14 protein-coding genes are annotated in these 16,719 nt (G+C 56.8%); 12 read left to right on the top strand and 2 right to left on the bottom strand.

Translation table 11 applies throughout. The features are described 5' to 3' along the window. Positions 1-3 precede the first annotated feature (3 nt). From nusA to WG934_RS04890, 7 genes are all read left to right on the top strand, one after another. Positions 4-990: a transcription termination factor NusA gene (gene nusA, locus WG934_RS04860; RefSeq protein WP_339978133.1), complete on the top strand. Its 987-nt coding sequence runs from the start codon at positions 4-6 to the stop codon at positions 988-990. A 183-nt stretch (positions 991-1,173) separates the two neighbouring features. Then, positions 1,174-1,521 carry a YlxR family protein gene (locus WG934_RS04865; RefSeq protein ID WP_339988937.1) on the top strand — a complete coding sequence of 116 codons (348 nt, stop codon included), beginning with the start codon at positions 1,174-1,176 and terminating at the stop codon, positions 1,519-1,521. A gap of 119 nt (positions 1,522-1,640) precedes the next feature. Further along, positions 1,641-4,607: a translation initiation factor IF-2 gene (gene infB, locus WG934_RS04870; RefSeq protein WP_339988939.1), complete on the top strand. Its 2,967-nt coding sequence runs from the start codon at positions 1,641-1,643 to the stop codon at positions 4,605-4,607. A 285-nt stretch (positions 4,608-4,892) separates the two neighbouring features. Next, the gene (rbfA, locus tag WG934_RS04875; protein ID WP_339978136.1) at positions 4,893-5,339 is read left to right on the top strand and encodes a 30S ribosome-binding factor RbfA; all 447 of its coding nucleotides are present in this window, start codon (positions 4,893-4,895) and stop codon (positions 5,337-5,339) included. 3 nt (positions 5,340-5,342) lie between these two features. Continuing rightward, positions 5,343-6,425 carry a DHH family phosphoesterase gene (locus WG934_RS04880; protein ID WP_339978137.1) on the top strand — a complete coding sequence of 361 codons (1,083 nt, stop codon included), beginning with the start codon at positions 5,343-5,345 and terminating at the stop codon, positions 6,423-6,425. Further along, positions 6,418-7,782 carry an MATE family efflux transporter gene (locus WG934_RS04885; RefSeq protein ID WP_339988940.1) on the top strand — a complete coding sequence of 455 codons (1,365 nt, stop codon included), beginning with the start codon at positions 6,418-6,420 and terminating at the stop codon, positions 7,780-7,782. The genes WG934_RS04880 and WG934_RS04885 overlap by 8 nt, the downstream gene beginning before the upstream one ends. Continuing rightward, positions 7,779-8,531 (top strand): 4'-phosphopantetheinyl transferase family protein, encoded by a 753-nt coding sequence (locus tag WG934_RS04890; RefSeq protein ID WP_339988941.1) that lies wholly within the window; start codon positions 7,779-7,781, stop codon positions 8,529-8,531. Before WG934_RS04885 ends, WG934_RS04890 begins: the two co-directional genes overlap by 4 nt. On the opposite strand, the gene truB is transcribed toward WG934_RS04890, so the two are convergent. Further along, on the bottom strand, positions 8,512-9,456 hold the full coding sequence (truB, locus tag WG934_RS04895; RefSeq protein WP_339978140.1) for a tRNA pseudouridine(55) synthase TruB: 945 nt from the start codon (positions 9,454-9,456) through the stop codon (positions 8,512-8,514). The two genes, WG934_RS04890 and truB, sit on opposite strands and share 20 nt — an antisense overlap. Before the next feature lie 63 nt (positions 9,457-9,519). On the opposite strand from truB, the gene WG934_RS04900 reads away from it, so the two are divergent. From WG934_RS04900 to WG934_RS04910, 3 genes are all read left to right on the top strand, one after another. Further along, positions 9,520-10,509: a bifunctional riboflavin kinase/FAD synthetase gene (locus WG934_RS04900; RefSeq protein ID WP_339978141.1), complete on the top strand. Its 990-nt coding sequence runs from the start codon at positions 9,520-9,522 to the stop codon at positions 10,507-10,509. A gap of 172 nt (positions 10,510-10,681) precedes the next feature. Beyond that, on the top strand, positions 10,682-10,951 hold the full coding sequence (rpsO, locus tag WG934_RS04905) for a 30S ribosomal protein S15 (protein ID WP_339978142.1): 270 nt from the start codon (positions 10,682-10,684) through the stop codon (positions 10,949-10,951). Positions 10,952-11,140: 189 nt separating this feature from the next. Beyond that, a complete protein-coding gene (locus tag WG934_RS04910) occupies positions 11,141-13,417 on the top strand; it encodes a polyribonucleotide nucleotidyltransferase (RefSeq protein WP_339988942.1) in 2,277 nt (758 codons plus the stop codon). A 114-nt stretch (positions 13,418-13,531) separates the two neighbouring features. On the opposite strand, the gene WG934_RS04915 is transcribed toward WG934_RS04910, so the two are convergent. Beyond that, entirely contained in the window at positions 13,532-15,004 is a 1,473-nt protein-coding gene (locus WG934_RS04915; protein ID WP_339978145.1) for an MDR family MFS transporter, read from the bottom strand. A 190-nt stretch (positions 15,005-15,194) separates the two neighbouring features. Here WG934_RS04915 and dapB point away from each other — a divergent pair, with 190 nt between their 5' ends. Both dapB and thyX read left to right on the top strand, forming a co-directional pair. After that, entirely contained in the window at positions 15,195-15,947 is a 753-nt protein-coding gene (gene dapB, locus WG934_RS04920; protein WP_339978147.1) for a 4-hydroxy-tetrahydrodipicolinate reductase, read from the top strand. Position 15,948: 1 nt separating this feature from the next. Then, positions 15,949-16,701, top strand: coding sequence for an FAD-dependent thymidylate synthase (gene thyX, locus WG934_RS04925; RefSeq protein ID WP_339978149.1), 753 nt, complete (start codon positions 15,949-15,951; stop codon positions 16,699-16,701). Positions 16,702-16,719: the final 18 nt, after the last annotated feature.

Genomic DNA, 16,719 nt, shown 5'->3' on the forward strand with positions numbered 1-16,719 from the left:
CAAGTGAAGATTGAGCTCGCCGCACTACGCACCTTGCAAAAGGAGCGAGGTATTCCCGTCGGAGAAATGATTGGACTGCTGGCTCGATCACTTCGAGAAACGTACGCGAAGTCGGATTCTCCAGCGCGTTTCGCGCGTGTCAACATCGACCAAGAAACCGGCGATGTCACTGTGTTCGCCCAGGAACGCGATGAAGAGGGCAACCTCATTGCTGAGTGGGACGACACGCCTGAGAACTTTGAGCGTATCGCCGCGTACCCAGTTCGCCAGACCATTCTCCAGCGCCTTCGCGATGCCGAAAGCGATAAGGTTCTCGACGAATACGCAGACTTGACTAACCAGGTCATTTCCGGCGTTGTGCAGCGTGATGTCCATGCCAACGAGAAAGGCATGGCCATCATTCATATTGGCTCAGAGGCGCACGGCCGTGACGGCATTCTGTTGCCAGCCGAACAGATTCCAGGGGAAAAGCTCGAGCACGGAAATCGTGTGAAGTGCTACGTCGTGGGTGTGAATAAGACTCCACGTGGCGTGCAGATCAACCTGTCGCGTACTCACCCAGAGTTGGTACGTCGCCTATTTGAGCTGGAAGTACCAGAAGTTGCCGATGAAGCAGTCGAGCTGGTGTCGATCGCCCGTGAAGCAGGCCACCGCACGAAGGTAGCAGTGCGCCCGACCGTGAAGGGGCTTAATGCCAAGGGCGCGTGTATCGGTCCGCGTGGCCAGCGCGTCAACACCATCATGGATGAACTCTGTGGTGAAAAGATCGACATCATCGACTATGACGAAGACCCAGCGAAGTTCGTTGGTAACGCTCTCGCCCCTGCCAAGGTCGTCAGCGTCAAAGTCCTCGATGAGGAAGAACGTCGCGCGCACGTCGTCGTTCCGGACTACCAGTTGTCGCTGGCTATTGGTCGCGAAGGGCAGAACGCTCGTCTTGCTGCACGCCTGACCGGCTGGCGCATCGATATCCACTCCGACGCAGAATAGTTTCGCTGCCACTCTGCTTCACGACGGCCGTCGAAAAGTAGCAAAAGTGATAAGAAACTCTATACGCGGTTGTAATTTGCGGGTCGTTTCGGGTTACACTATGAGACGGCCCGAATAAACGTAGTGGTGAAAGGTGGGTGTGGCGCGCGTATGGCATGTGCTCGGCAATTAGCTCCGGCAGTCATGAATGTACGTGAACGCACCTGTATCGCCACTCGGCAACGAAAGCCCGAAAGGGAACTGCTTCGCCTCGTCGCTCACCGCGACGAAGAAGGCAAGCTAACCGTTGTGCCCGATCCACGGCGCAGAATGCCTGGACGCGGTGCTTGGATTACGCCGACCACGCAATCGTGGGAAGTGGCAGACAAGCGTCGTGCATTCGGCCGCGCACTCAAGGTGTCTACTGGTGTAGATGCGAACCCGGTTCTCCAATATTTGCGCCACCTTGCTGAATCTCCCGATGGAGTTCAGCGCCAGGATTCACAGATATGTGGGAACAGGACAATGACAAAAGAAAGACCTGAACACTGATGAGCACACGATGAAGCATCAGCGATGAACGGCAAGAATTAACGGGAGTCGACAGCTATCCCGATGCGCGTAGTACACGCGTATTCGGCACTGCTCGACTCCAAAAAGTGAGGAGAGTAGTGTCCGGAAAGCTCCGTGTCCATGAGCTCGCAAAGCAGCTCGGGGTCACCAGCAAGGAACTCCTAGCTGAGCTCAAAGAGCAAGGCGAGTTCGTAAAGACCGCGTCGTCGACGGTGGAACCACCAGTCGTCGCAAAGATGAAGCGAGTCTATGCAGCAAAGGGTGGTCAGTCTGATGCCCCAACTGCGAAGACCGCAAAGCCAGGTGCGAAGCCTGCAGCTAAGCCAGCGGCAAAGCCTGCAGCTAGTTCCGCAGCGAAGCCTGGCGCAAAGCCAGGTCCGAAGGCGCCAGCAAAGCCAGCTCCAAAGCCGGCAGCAGCAGCGCCAAAGGCTCCATCGTTGCCGAAGCCAGGCGCCCCAGTGGAGGCAAAGCCAGCCCCGGCGGCGAAGCCTGCAGCACGGGAAGCAAAGCCAAGTAGCTTGCCTAAGCCAGGTGAGCCTGCAAAGCCAACCCCGAAGCCAACTTTCAACGACGGTGGCGCAAAGCCTGGTCAGTCGAAGCCAGGTGCACCACGTACCAATAAGCCGGCTCCAGGTCAGCCAGCACCACGCCCACAGGGCGCTAAAAGTGGCAACCGACCAGGTCCAAAGCCAGGTCCAAAGCCAGGTGCTCGTGCACCACGGGTAGCCAACAATCCTTTCTCCACCGGCAACAGCGGTGGCGGTCGACCAGGTCCACGCCCGTCGAACATGCCACGCCCACAGGGTGGCAACCGTCCAGGTCCTAAGCCTGGTGGCGGTCGCCCAGGTGGCCCACGTCCACAGGGTGCAGGCAAGGGAGGTCCACGCCCAGGTGGCCCACGTCAGGGCGGTCAGCGCCCACAAGGCGGCGGCCGTCCAGGTCCTAAGCCAGGTGGCGGAGGCGGTGGCGGTAATCGTCCATCTCCATCGATGATGCCGTCGCATCCAAGCCCCGGCCAGATGCCAGCTCAGGCTGCCGGTGGCCGTGGTGGCCGTGGCGGTCGCTCTGGTGGTCCAGGTGGCCAGGGTGGTCCAGGTGGTCCAGGTGGCGGTCCACGCGGTGGTCGCGGCGGTCGCCGTGGCGGTACCGCTGGCGCATTCGGCCGTCCAGGTGGTGCACCACGTCGTGGTCGTAAGTCGAAGCGTCAGAAGCGCAACGAGTACGAGGCAATGCAGGCTCCATCCGTCGTTGGTGGCGTCAAGCTGCCAAACGGCAAGGGCCAGAGCATTCGCCTCGCACGTGGTGCTTCTCTGTCTGACTTCGCTGAGAAGATCAACGCTGACGCAGCAGCACTGGTACAGGCTTTGTTTAACCTCGGCGAAATGGTGACCGCAACCGCTTCTGTATCCGACGAAACCCTGCAGCTGCTGGGCGACGAAATGGATTACAAGGTTGAGGTTGTCTCCCCAGAAGACGAAGACCGTGAGCTGCTTGAGTCGTTCGACTTGCAGTTCGGTGAAGACGAGGGCGTTGATGAAGACCTCGTTATCCGTCCTCCAGTCGTGACTGTCATGGGTCACGTTGACCACGGTAAGACCCGACTGCTCGACACGATCCGTAAGGAAAATGTCGGTGGACACGAGTCCGGTGGCATCACCCAGCACATTGGCGCTTACCAGGTCAACGTCGATTTCGATGATGACATCCGTAAGGTCACGTTGCTTGATACCCCAGGTCACGAAGCGTTTACTGCTATGCGTGCGCGTGGTGCTCAGGCAACCGACATCGCAATCTTGGTCGTTGCTGCTGACGACGGCGTCATGCCACAGACCGTCGAAGCAATTAACCACGCGAAGGCAGCAGATGTGCCAATCGTGGTTGCAGTGAACAAGATCGATAAGGAATCTGCAGATCCGCAGAAGATCCGTGGTCAGCTCACTGAATACGGCTTGACTGACGAAGAGTGGGGTGGCGACACCATGTTCGTCGACATCTCTGCAAAGCAGGGTACGAACATCGATGCATTGCTGGAAGCTGTATTGCTCACTGCAGATGCTTCGCTTGACCTCCGTGCGAACCCAGATATGGACGCACAGGGTATTGCCATTGAAGCTCACCTCGACCGAGGTCGTGGCCCAGTGGCAACGGTCATCGTGCAGCGCGGTACCCTCCGCGTCGGTGACTCGATTGTTGTCGGCGATGCCTACGGTCGCGTCCGTCGTATGGTCGATGAGCACGGCAATGACGTTGCAGAAGCTGGCCCATCTCGCCCGGTACAGGTCCTTGGTTTGACCTCGGTACCAGGTGCTGGTGACAACCTGCTCGTCGTTGACGAAGACCGCACTGCACGCCAGATTGCGGATCGTCGTGACGCTCGTCGTCGTAACGCTCTGCAGGCGCGCAGCCGTAAGCGTGTCTCCCTGGAGACGCTGGATGAGATCCTGAAGGAAACCAATACCCTCAACCTCATCCTCAAGGGCGACAACGCCGGTACTGTCGAAGCACTGGAAGAGGCGCTGCTCAAGATCGAGGTCGACGACGAGGTTCAGCTGAACATCATCGACCGCGGTGTTGGTGCGGTAACTCAGACCAACGTGTCGCTGGCAGCCGCATCGGATGCAGTCATCATTGGCTTCAACGTTCGTGCAGAGGGCAAGGCCACCGAGTACGCCAACGCTGAAGGCGTCGAGATTCGCTACTACACGGTTATCTACCGTGCTATCGAAGAAGTGGAAGCAGCCATGAAGGGCATGCTGAAGCCAATCTACGAAGAGAAGGACCTGGGTCGCGCAGAAATTCGCGCACTGTTCAAGTCCTCCGCAGTGGGTCTCATCGCCGGTTGTATGGTCGACTCGGGCAAGGTTCGTCGCAATGCCAAGGTTCGCCTGGTACGCGACGGCAACGTGATCACGGATTCCGCAACCATCGAATCTCTCCGTCGTGAGAAGGACGATGCAACCGAGGTTTCCGCTGGTTACGAGTGCGGTATGGTCCTGTCTTACCCAGACATCCAGGTAGACGACATCATCGAGGCATACGAGATGGTCGAGGTACCACGCACCTAGCAGGCACCTGCTATTGGTGAGTAAAAAGCTCCAGTCCTAGTTCTGCAGCCACGTGAGGCAGAGCCGGGGCCGGAGCTTTTCTCGTGCCTGGGCTATTAGGGGACAGGCGCTTGTCGACGAACCCTGCGACCCACACTTACACCTGACGGTGTAGTCCGGTTCTGTATCATGGGTCGGCATCACGGGCACTAACACACGATGTCGGTGCCCGTTTATAGAAACAGTTAATTTAGAGTTGAACACAGCACTTACATCTGTGAATTGTGAATGAGGAGTTGATCCGGCATGGCAGATCAAGCACGAGCTGGCCGTTTGGCAAAGCGAATTCTCGAGATCGTCGCTAGCGGCATTGAACGGGAAATCAAGGATCACCGCTTGGAGTTAGTAACTATTACTGATTGCCGTGTTACGGGCGACCTTCACGACGCAACTGTGTACTACACGGTTCGTGGTCGCACGATTGATGAAGAACCTGATTGGGAGATGGCGGAGGAAGCGCTCAATCGTGCTCGTGGCCAGCTGCGTTCGATGGTGGGGCGTGGCACGGGAGTTCGTTACACTCCGACGTTGAACTTCAAGGTGGATACGGTTCCGGCAGCATCGGCCCATATGGAGGAACTGTTGGCAAAGACTCGCCAGCGCGATGCGGAGTTGGCTAAGCAGGCAGCGAACGCAAAGCCTGCTGGCGGTGAGGATCCGTATATTCACAGCGACGACCCTGAGGAGGGCTAGCTGATGAACGACGCTATTGCAGACCGCGCCGCATATCAATTGTCACAGGCAATCAGCCGGCGTATGTCGGCACCGATTCAGCAAACCCAGGACATGCTGGCAACCGCAAAGAAAGTAGCGGTTGTGTGCCATGTGCACCCGGATGCCGATGCCATCGGAGCTGCTTCGGCAATGGTGATGGCTTTGGCACAACGCGGAATTCCAGCGGTGGCGTCGTATGGCGAACCTGGCCTTCCGGCGAAGTCACTGCTGACTATTCCGGGATGGGACAGCTTCGTCCCTTATCAGGAGATCCCGGCCGACGTTGACACCTGGATTTCGGTGGACTGCGCGAGCCCGGAGCGATTAGGTGCGCTTCGTGGCCGAATGATGGCGTCAGACCGCCTTATCGTGGTCGATCACCATGATTCGAATTCTCGCTACGGCACTATCAATATGGTTGATTGTCAAAGTGAGTCATCAACGATGGTTCTCCTTGATTTCTTCGAAGTCTGGGGAATTAAACTGAACCGAGACATGGCACACGCGCTGTACGCCGGTCTGTTGACGGACACGGCGTCCTTCCAGTTTGGACGGTCACGTATGCACTCTGCTGCTGCGCGATTGCTGGACAAGGGCCTGGACCCACGCACGATCGGTGCACAGCTGCTTGATAATCACCCATTTGAGTTTCTGCCATTCCTCGGTCGCGTGATGGCCACGGCAGGCCAGGACGTTGGTTGGGGCGAAGGTGCTGGTCTGGTCTATGCGACGGTGTCGTACGAAGATCAGGAAACGGTCGGTCACGATGAAGTTGATGCTGTCATCGATATTGTTCGAACGACCTCCGGCGGGGATGTCGCTGCAGTCTTCAAGGAGTACGAGCCTGGCTACTGGTCAGTCTCGCTGCGTTCGATCGCAAAGGTCGACGTTTCATTAGTTGCGGCAGCACTCGGAGGTGGTGGTCACGTGCGTGCGGCTGGCTACAGTTTCCGTGGTTCGCGAGAGGACATCCTCGCCGAGCTGCTGGCAACCTCCGAACTTGCCGCCGCGACTGTGTCTCTCGAGGACGATGGTGCATTGAGCGGTACTGAACCGAATGCTTAGTCGCGACGACACGGAGGTTTCTGCGTCACAGTTCAATGTCACGGCTCGCACGATTCTGTCGCTAGCTCTTCCAGCGCTTGGCGTGCTTGCCGCACCTCCGCTGTACTTGCTGTTGGATACTGCTGTCATCGGGCGTTTGGGTGCTACCGAATTGGCTGCGCTAGCAGCTGGCTCGACCATTTTCGCGATGGTGACGACTCAGTTGACATTTCTGGCCTATGGAACAACTGCGCGAGCATCCCGCGCTTTCGGTCGTGGCGATACTCCAGGTGTGGTCCGAGAAGGTTTACAAGCGACCTGGGTGGCGGCTTTCGTCGGCATGGTTTTGATGGCCATTGTCGCCACTTTTGCTGGAGTCTTTACAAGTTGGCTTACTCCACTTGGCAGTGTCGCCACTGATGCGGCGCGGTGGTTGTCGATAGCCTCCATCGGTATCCCATTGACGCTGTTAACTCAGGCTGGCAATGGTTGGTTGCGAGGTTTGCAAGATACTCGCCGCCCACTGATTTTCGTACTGTGTGGTCTTGGCCCAGCAGCGCTTACTATCGTTCCGCTCGTGGCGTGGTTGGGGCTGATCGGATCAGCTGTTGCCACAGTTGCGGGAGAAACCATTACGGCTGCGTTGTTTCTGCGTGAGTTAGTGAAACACACTCGGCACCACGAGATTCCGCTAGGCCCAGATTCCCGCATCATCAAGGAGCAATTGGTCCTAGGGCGTGATCTCATTGTTCGCTCACTTGCATTCCAGGTCGCATTTTTGTCGGCAGCTGCGGTTGCGGGGCGGATCAGTGAGCAAGCTCTCGGCGGTCACCAGATTTTGCTGCAGTTGTGGAACCTCCTGAGCCTTCTTCTCGACTCACTCGCCATCGCCGCTCAGACCCTGGTCGGCGCAGCACTCGGCTTCGGTTCGATTGCCATTGCTCGCTGGACTTCACGACGAGTCGTTGCCTGGTCAACTGCATTCGCACTGTTCTTTGCAGTTGTTTTCGCAGCTGGATTTGCCATCATCCCGGCATTGTTCTCTGCAGATCCATCCGTGCAGGATGCCATCATTAGTGGACCCTGGTGGCTGCTAGTAGCGATGATTCCCATTGGCGGCATCGTGTTTGCCCTCGACGGTGTCCTTTTAGGAGCAGGTGATGCTGCTTTCTTGCGCAACGCAACAGTGACGGCAGTGGTTCTCGGATTCTTGCCACCAGTCTGGGCGACCTATTTCTTCGATTGGGGGCTGACCGGTATTTGGTGCGGTCTGCTGGCGTTTCTGTTTATTCGCCTCGTATTCGTTGTCGCTCGATACCGTGGTAATTCATGGCACAAAGACGTTGCAGCCCCTTCGGAACAGGAGCAGGGATCGTGAAGCAAGCACTTGTCGGCCCCATGATCGCTACCACTGGACTGCCGATTGCAGTTGTGGAAGAAGGCGGCCGGTTTGCCTGTCATCACGGGTTGCAATTCCTTGAAGAAGCTGTGCTGGTCGAGGGCTCCGTCGCAAAGCGAATGCAGGATTTCGCAGATGGGCGATGGTGTGCGCATGCCGCGATGGAATCGTTGACGGGCATGCCGGTAGACGCGCAGGCGCCGATTCTGCGGGGCGCGACGCGGGAGCCACTGTGGCCAGCGAATATCGTCGGTTCGATCACCCATACGGATGGCTGGGTTGCTGCTGCGACGGCGCTGAGCAGCAACATCGCGTCCGTTGGTATCGATGTCGAATCAGCGCGCACGATGCCACCGAGCACATTAAAAGAGGTCGCGAGCGACAGCGAACGTCGGCATTTGCATGCGTTGTCGTGTCAGACTCCAGACGCTCAAGCACTTGGTGTGTCATGTGTGGACTCGCACAGCCTTGACGTAGTGCTATTTAGTGCTAAAGAGTCGATTTATAAAGCGTGGTTTCCACTCACAGATGAGTGGCTAGGTTTTGACGAAGTAGATCTTCGAATCGAAGCGGGGCATACCTTTACTGCGCGAGTGCTCCTCAGTATTCCTGACACCAGCAGCATTCCTGCTGAACACTTGAGCACCATTCGGGGAGTGTGGCGCGTGGGGTATGGCTATGTGGCAACGGCGGCGATCATTCCCGCAGCTACAGGGTCGATGGCCTGACGACGAACACCGTCTTCGCACGCTTTCCAGACTCTGTAATCAAGGCCGGCACCTGACCATTCGGCATTAGTGCAGCATGGACACCTGCTAAACCAATCGGCTCAAGCCATTTGCCGAGAGCTAAGTCGCGTCCCTGCTCCTCAGTGATATCTCGGGTAGGGAAGCAGCGCACGCACGCCTCATCGAGGCTCAATGACATGCGCGGATGTGTTGCTTCCTGCAGTGACTCCAGTGTTTGTGCGTCAGCAATGGTGAAGGTGCCTGCGGCGGTTCGTCGTAACGCAATGAGGTGACCGCCAACACCTAGCGCAGCTCCTAGGTCCCGGGCGAGCGCGCGGATGAACGTGCCAGCAGAACAGTCGACGCTGACATCAATGTCGAGATGGTTACCGGCGTCATCGGTGTGGCGGCGGATATCCAGTACGTCGAAACGCGAAACCGTGACGGGACGCTCGGGAAGCACAACAGTTTCACCACGACGAATACGTTCGTGAGCACGAACACCGTCGATCTTGACTGCCGATACTGATGCTGGACGCTGCATAATGTCGCCGGTCAGAGCAGCCACCTCGGTATGAATGGCTTCATCAGTCACGTGTGAAGTGTCGGCAGTAGAGAGAACTTCACCTTCCATATCATCGGTGAGAGTTGCAGCGCCGAGTCGAATGGTCGCGTCGTACGACTTTGAATCTGCATGCACATGAGGCAGGAAACGGGTACCGCGATTCACACCGATGACGAGGACACCCGTTGCCATCGGATCCAAGGTGCCCGAATGTCCAACACGACGAGTCTTAAACACCCGGCGAAGCTTGCCGACGACATCGTGGCTCGTCATTCCCGCAGGTTTATCCACGATGACAACACCGGAATCAGCAAGTGGGTCCACGGCAGGTGCGTCGGCAGGTGCCTTATTTTCTGTCATAACAGCCCATCCTATGCCCAGCCCATGTCGTGGGAGCGAATAGATGTCGGTAGGCTAAAGCGCGTGGAAATCTGGCACGGACTTGAACACGTACCCGCGACACTTGGCGATACCGTCGTCACCATCGGTGTCTTTGATGGCATTCATCAGGGACACCAGCAGCTCATTTCGCAAACTGTTGAACATGCGCGGGAACGTGGCCTGCCTGCAGTTCTCATGACGTTCAAGCCACATCCCATCGCGTTGTTCGCGCCGGATCGAGCACCAGCAGCGTTGGCAACATATGACCGTCGCGCAGAGTTGGCCGAAGCCTTGGGTATCGACTACTTCTTGATCGTCGACTTCACTCGCGAGTTCGCGTCGATTGAGCCCGCGGCATTCGTATCGGACATACTGGGAAAGACCCTGCATGCAAAGGCTGTCTTCGTCGGTGAGAACTTTTCCTACGGAGCAAAAGCAGCAGGTACCACTGAGACGATGCCTGAGCATGGAAAGGCAGCGGGGATTGACATCAACGTCGTCACACTGTTGACATGTGAAGGCGAACGTGTCTCGTCGACCCGAGTCCGCGAATGCCTTGCCGACGGTGACGTCGCCGGTGCAGCACAGTGCCTTGATCGCCCGCACCGGATCGAAGGTGAAGTGGTGCACGGGCAGGGACGTGGTGGCGCTCAGCTCGGGTTCCCAACTGCCAACATTGATTACTCGGAGGGACTCGCGGTTCCTGCAGACGGCGTTTATGCGGCTTGGTTCCGTGTCGAACCGGGGCAGCATCGCACGGATATTGATCCTGACGGTGACATCGAATTTGGTGTTGCGTACCCGGCAGCAGTGTCCGTCGGCACGAATGTCACGTTCGGAGACACAGAGCGAACGGTGGAAGCGTTCGTTATTGATCGCAGCGCGAACCTTTACGGTTTGTACGGTTCTATCGACTTCATTCAGCGAATCCGTGGCATGGAGAAGTTCGATGGAATTGAGCCACTCATTGAACGGATGAATCTCGACGTGGAACAGACCCGCGAATTCTTGGGCATTATTACTCGGTCATAGACGCAGAACTGCGATTAGGTTGCTGACGGGGGTGACTGGTAAAGTAGCGCCTCGGTCGTGACTGTGGTCCACAAACAGTTGCGGATAAGCCAGACAGTTCCACAATTTCGCGTGTGTGCTGTCGCCCTAGTGGACTGAAATAACCATTACATTGCGAAAGAGGAGAAAAGCCATGGCGCTTTCCGCTGATAAGAAGGCTGAAGTTCTGAAGGAATTCGGTCTGCACGAGACCGACACAGGTTCCCCAGAAGCTCAGATTGCACTGCTGACCACCCGTATTCGTCAGCTCACCGAGCACCTGAAGTACCACAAGCACGATCACCACTCCCGTCGTGGTCTGCTGCTGCTCGTTGGTCGTCGTAAGGGTCTGCTGCAGTACCTGGCTGACAACGACATCAACCGCTACCGTTCGCTCATTGAGCGCCTCGGCCTGCGCCGCTAATTTTCACTCTTTAATTAGAGTTTCGCCTCCGACGACGTGCTGTGACACGGTCGTGCGGGGGTTTTCGTTTCTCAACTGGTAGTTCTTTCCTGGTAGAATTTCCGCGATGCCTCGAGACGAAAATATTTAGGGCGGCACCGACGATTGCCCTAGGGGCTTCGCTAATCGAAAGGCGTGGATTAACCCCGCATGAGCGATAACCAGTTTGACTACGACGACCAGGATTTTGACGACATCGTAGAAACGGTTGCAGTCATCGACAATGGTGACTTTGGTACCCGTGAAATTCGCTTTGAAACCGGCCAGCTGGCTCGACAGGCTGATGGCGCGGTTACTGCATACTTGGATGACGACACCATGATGCTCGCCACCACGTGTGCTTCCAACAACCCTCGTGAGGGTTTTGATTTCTTCCCCCTCACCGTTGATGTGGAAGAACGCATGTACGCAGCAGGTCGTATTCCTGGCTCGTTCTTCCGTCGTGAAGGACGCCCAGGCACTGACGCGATCCTCGCATGCCGTTTGATCGACCGCCCACTGCGCCCAACCTTCGTGAAGGGTCTGCGCAACGAGGTTCAGATCATCATCACCGTTATGTCCCTCGATCCGAAGGACATGTACGACGTAGTAGCTATCAACGCTGCCTCCGCTGCAACTCAGCTTTCTGGTCTGCCAGTTTCTGGTCCAGTTGGTGGCGTCCGCATGGCACTCATTGCCGACGATGCGCATCCGAAGGGCCAGTGGGTAGCATTCCCAACCCACGAGCAGCACGAGCAGGCTCTGTTCGAGATCGTCGTCGCAGGACGTTTGACCGACGAAGCTCCAAAGGGCGGACGTGGCCGTGGCCGCGGACGTGGTCGCAAGGACAAGAACGATAACGTGGCCATCATGATGGTTGAGGCCGGCGCAACCGATAAGGTCACCGAGCTCATCAAGGAGGGGCGCCCAGCTCCAACCGAGTCCGTTGTGGCTGAAGGTTTGGAAGCAGCGAAGCCATTCATCGCAGAACTGTGCAACGCTCAGAAGGCTCTTGCAGCAGAAGCTGCTAAGGAACGCCGTGAGTTCCCTCTGTTCCCTGCATACGAAGATGATGTGTATGCGCGCGTCGAGAAGCTGGCTGCCAACAAGCTGCCAGCATTGCTGAAGCAGCCTTCGAAGCAGGACCGCGACGAAGCTACTAACGCCTACATGGAAGAGATCCTGACGAAGCTCGAGGGCGAGTTCCCTGAGCGCGAGAAGGAAATCGCAGCAGCGTACAACGCTCTGATGAAGTCCATCGTCCGCACCATGATCCTCACTGAAGGCTTCCGTATCGACGGTCGCGCGGTAGATGCCATTCGTGACCTGGGTGTCGAAGTTGATTTGATTCCTCGCGCACATGGTTCGGCACTGTTCGAGCGCGGCGAGACTCAGATTCTGGGTGTCACCACATTGGACATGCTGAAAATGGAGCAGCAGATCGATTCGCTGGGTCCAGTGGATCACAAGCGCTACTTCCACCATTACAACTTCCCTCCATACTCCACCGGCGAGACCGGTCGAGTTGGCTCGCCAAAGCGTCGCGAAATCGGCCACGGTGCGTTGGCAGAGCGCGCTCTGACGCCAGTCATTCCTTCCCGCGAGGAGTTCCCGTACACCATTCGTCAGGTCTCTGAGGCGCTGGGCTCTAACGGCTCGACTTCGATGGGCTCAGTCTGTGCATCGACGATGGCGCTGTACAACGCTGGTGTGCCACTGAAGGCACCTGTCGCGGGCATCGCCATGGGGCTGGTCTCCGGAGACGTTGACGGTGAAACTAAGTACGTTGCGCTGACTGACATCCTCGGTGCCGAAGATGCATTCGGTGACATGGACTTCAAGGTCGCTGGTACCGCTGAGTTCATTACGGCTTTGCAGTTGGATACCAAGCTGGACGGTATTCCTTCCGGCGTGTTGGCTGATGCTCTGGAACAGGCTCGCGAAGCCCGTGCAACCATCCTGGCAACGATGGCTGAGGTCATCGAGGCACCAGACGAGATGAGCGCACTGGCACCAAAGATCACCACCATCTCGGTTCCACCTTCGAAGATCGGTGAGGTGATTGGACCTAAGGGCAAGACCATCAACTCGATTACTGAGGAGACCGGCGCAGATATCTCCATCGAAGACGATGGCACTATCTACGTTTCGGCTGCAAAGGGCGAGCAGGCAGATGCTGCTGTGGAGAAGATCAACGCGATCGCTAACCCACAGTTGCCAAAGGTCGGCGAACGCTACCTGGGCACCGTCGTCAAGACCACCGCGTTCGGCGCATTCGTGTCGCTGGTTCCAGGCCGTGACGGTCTGATCCACATTTCGAAGCTGGGCGATGGCAAGCGCATCGAAAAGGTCGAGGACGTAGTCAATGTTGGCGACAAGATTCAGGTCGAAATCGCAGACATCGACAACCGAGGTAAGATCTCGCTGGTTCTGGTGAAGGAAGACTAATCCGCTGGAACTAACGCTCGTGCCCCCTCAATAGGCCACGAAAAACCCGCCGTCTACTCCATACCTTGGAGTGGCGGCGGGTTGTGTTTTCTCGCAGATCCGGTTTGGCTGCCCTTATCCGGCAACTTCAGCAACGACGTCGGCGTCAGTTTTCGGATGCGGTTTGACCATTGCAGCCAAGAAGATAATGAGCACACCCAGGACTGCGCCTCCGTACATCGCCACGCGATATCCGGCGATGACATCCGGCGCAGGCACTACGCTTGCCGACGAATCGGAAAGCATCCCCGTCGCAATAGTGGCAACAGCGAGGAAGAGGGCAGTGCCGGCAGCACCACACACTTGCTGAATGGTGTTGGTGATTGCCGAACCATCAGCGTAGAGCTTCTGCGGTAAGGCACCCAGACCCCAGGTGAACAGGGGCGTAAACAGTAGGCCAAGACCGATTTCCAACACAACATGGCATGAGATGATCCACCACAGTGGTGTGTCCATGCCAATGAATCCGAGCCCAAAGATGCCCAGCGTTAGCATGACGGCACCTGGGATCACGAGAGGGCGTGGACCAACGCGGTCGAAGGCACGACCAACGAAAGGTCCCATGAGGCCCATTACCAGTGGCCCCGGCATGAGGATGAGTCCAATGGTGAGAACTTCCACGCCTTTCAAAGCCATGTAGAGCGGAAGCACAATAATCACGCCGAACATGGCGATCATGCCCAGCGCCAGTAGAATCGTTGACAAAGTAAAGCTTGGTGTCTTGAAAACGCGTAGATCGAGTAGTGCGGAATCCGTCACTGCGAGTTTGCGTTGTCGAATAACGAACGCCACCAAGCCCAGCACACCAATCGCCGCGACGATCCACACGGTGGTACCAGAATCGGTGCCGATGAGGCTCAATGCGTAGACAGACAGGCCGAATCCCACCGCCGACAGAGCCACTGACAGCAGGTCGATCGGCTTTGCCGACGGGGCGTCGTCACGCGGTAGGAGGAAGTATCCTACAACGAGGACGATGAGCCCCAGTGGCAGCATGCTCTCAAACAATGCATGCCAGTTGTTGTTGGAGAGTTTCAGAATGAAACCAGACACCGTCGGACCGATCGCAGGAGCGACAGCGATGACGATGGACATGTTGCCCATCATCGCGCCACGTTTGTGGACAGGAATGAGCATCAGCACCGTCGTCATGAGCAAAGGCAAGAGGATCGCTGTACCAGCAGCCTGCGTAATACGCGCGACCAGCACCACACCAAACGATGGTGCGAACACACCGATGGCCGTACCCGCAGCAAATAGGCCCTGTGAAAGTGCGAATACTGTCTTCAACGGGAAGCGCCCGATAATGAAACCAGTTATCGGAATAACGACGGCCATCGTCAGGAGGAACGCCGTTGTTACCCATTGCGCGGTGGTAGCGGTAATACCGACGTCATCCTTAATCACCGGGATAGCCACGCTCATCACTGTTTCGTTCAGAATCGCGATGAATGCGGCGGCCAACAACACGTAGATCGCTAAGTACGGTGTTGCAGCCTTAGTTGTTTCGCTTTGCGACGGTTCGTCGCTAGCGGAAGGAAAGTTCATCAAATCCTCTTTGTAAGTGCTGTAGGGAAGAGGTAATCGTACAAGAAAAACTGTGTACATGCCGACCCGTAGGTGCACGAAAGGATCGAACACGCCTAAGGTTGACGGGGAACAAATTTTGCGAGGTTGCTTTAGAGATCTCGCCATAATTCTGAAATAGGCCATTGAACAGAGAAAGTGGATTCTACGCATGAGCAATATCAAGGTGGGCGTCCTCGGCGCGAAAGGCAAGGTCGGTTCGACCATTTGTGACGCAGTAGAAGCAGCCGACGACCTCGACTTGGTTGCACGTATCGATTTCGGGGATGACCTCGCAGAGCTCACCACGGCGGGCGCTGAGGTTATTGTTGATTTCACGCAGCCAGATGCAGTCATGGGGAACTTGGAATACTGCACCGCCAACGGCATTCATTCTGTGGTTGGAACGACTGGATTTACTCCAGAGCGTCTTGAGCAGGTAGAGAAGTGGATTGCCGAGTCTGAGCAGCCAGCAAATGTGTTGATTGCGCCAAACTTCGCGATCTCAGCTGTGCTGACGATGCGTTTCGCTGAAATTGCCGCACCATACTTCGAGTCGGCGGAAGTCATCGAGATGCACCACCCGTTCAAGAAGGACGCACCGTCGGGCACTGCCATCCACACGGCGGAAGGCATCGCACGTGCTCGTCGTGAAGCGGGGATGGGCGATCAACCAGATGCTACGGAACAGACCCTGGACGGTGCGCGCGGCGCAGAGGTTGAAGGTGTCCCAGTACACGCAGTGCGCATGACTGGTTCCGTGGCACATGAAACCGTCATCTTCGGCACGGAGGGACAGTCTCTGACCATTAAGCAGGACTCGTACTCGCGAACCAGCTTCGTACCAGGGGTTCTGGTCGGCGTGCGCAAGATTGCGGAGCACTCAGGACTGACGATTGGTCTCGAATCGTACTTGGGACTTTAAGATGTCGGACGTTGTGCCACTCCAGGTTCAGCTGATCGCCGCTACCTCCTTCAATCCTCCAGCCGATATCGAATGGGAGACGGATGCGGATGGTGGCGAGGCTCTTATCGAGTTCGCTGGGCGCGCCTGCTACGAGACGTGGGATAAGCCCAATGAACGCACGTCGACGAACCAGGGCTATCTGCGACACGTGCTCGAAGTAGGTCACACCTCGTTGTTCGAGCATGCGTCTGCATCGCTATACATTCGCGGACTGTCGCGGTCGTGTGCCCATGAGCTAGTGCGACACCGGCACTTTTCGTTCGCCGAGCTTTCACAGCGCTATGTTCCTGATGCTCAAAACCGCGTCGTTGCGCCTGCAGCAATTGCCAATGATCCTGATTTGCTGTCGATGTTTGAAGGCGCGGTTGACCAGTCGCGATACTACTTTGAAGAGCTCTTGAACGAGCTTGAAGAGAAGTGGGCAGACGAACCAAATGCAGTTTTACGGAAAAAACAAGCACGTCAAGCTGCGCGAAGCGTGCTGCCGAACGCCACAGAGACACGTATCGTAGTCACTGGAAACTATCGATCGTGGCGTCACTTCATTTCGATGCGTGCTGTCGAGCACGCCGATGCCGAGATTCGAGAGCTTGCCGTGGCTTGTTTACAGGAGCTAAAGCAAGTTGCGCCTGTGGCTTTTGGGGACTTTGAGGTATCGACATTGCGCGATGGCTCAGTTGTAGCTTCAAGCCCGTACGCGTTCGAAGGATAGACACACGGGACCGTATGC

This window comes from Corynebacterium sp. H78, from assembly GCF_037572275.1.
Classification (GTDB): Bacteria; Actinomycetota; Actinomycetes; order Mycobacteriales; family Mycobacteriaceae; genus Corynebacterium.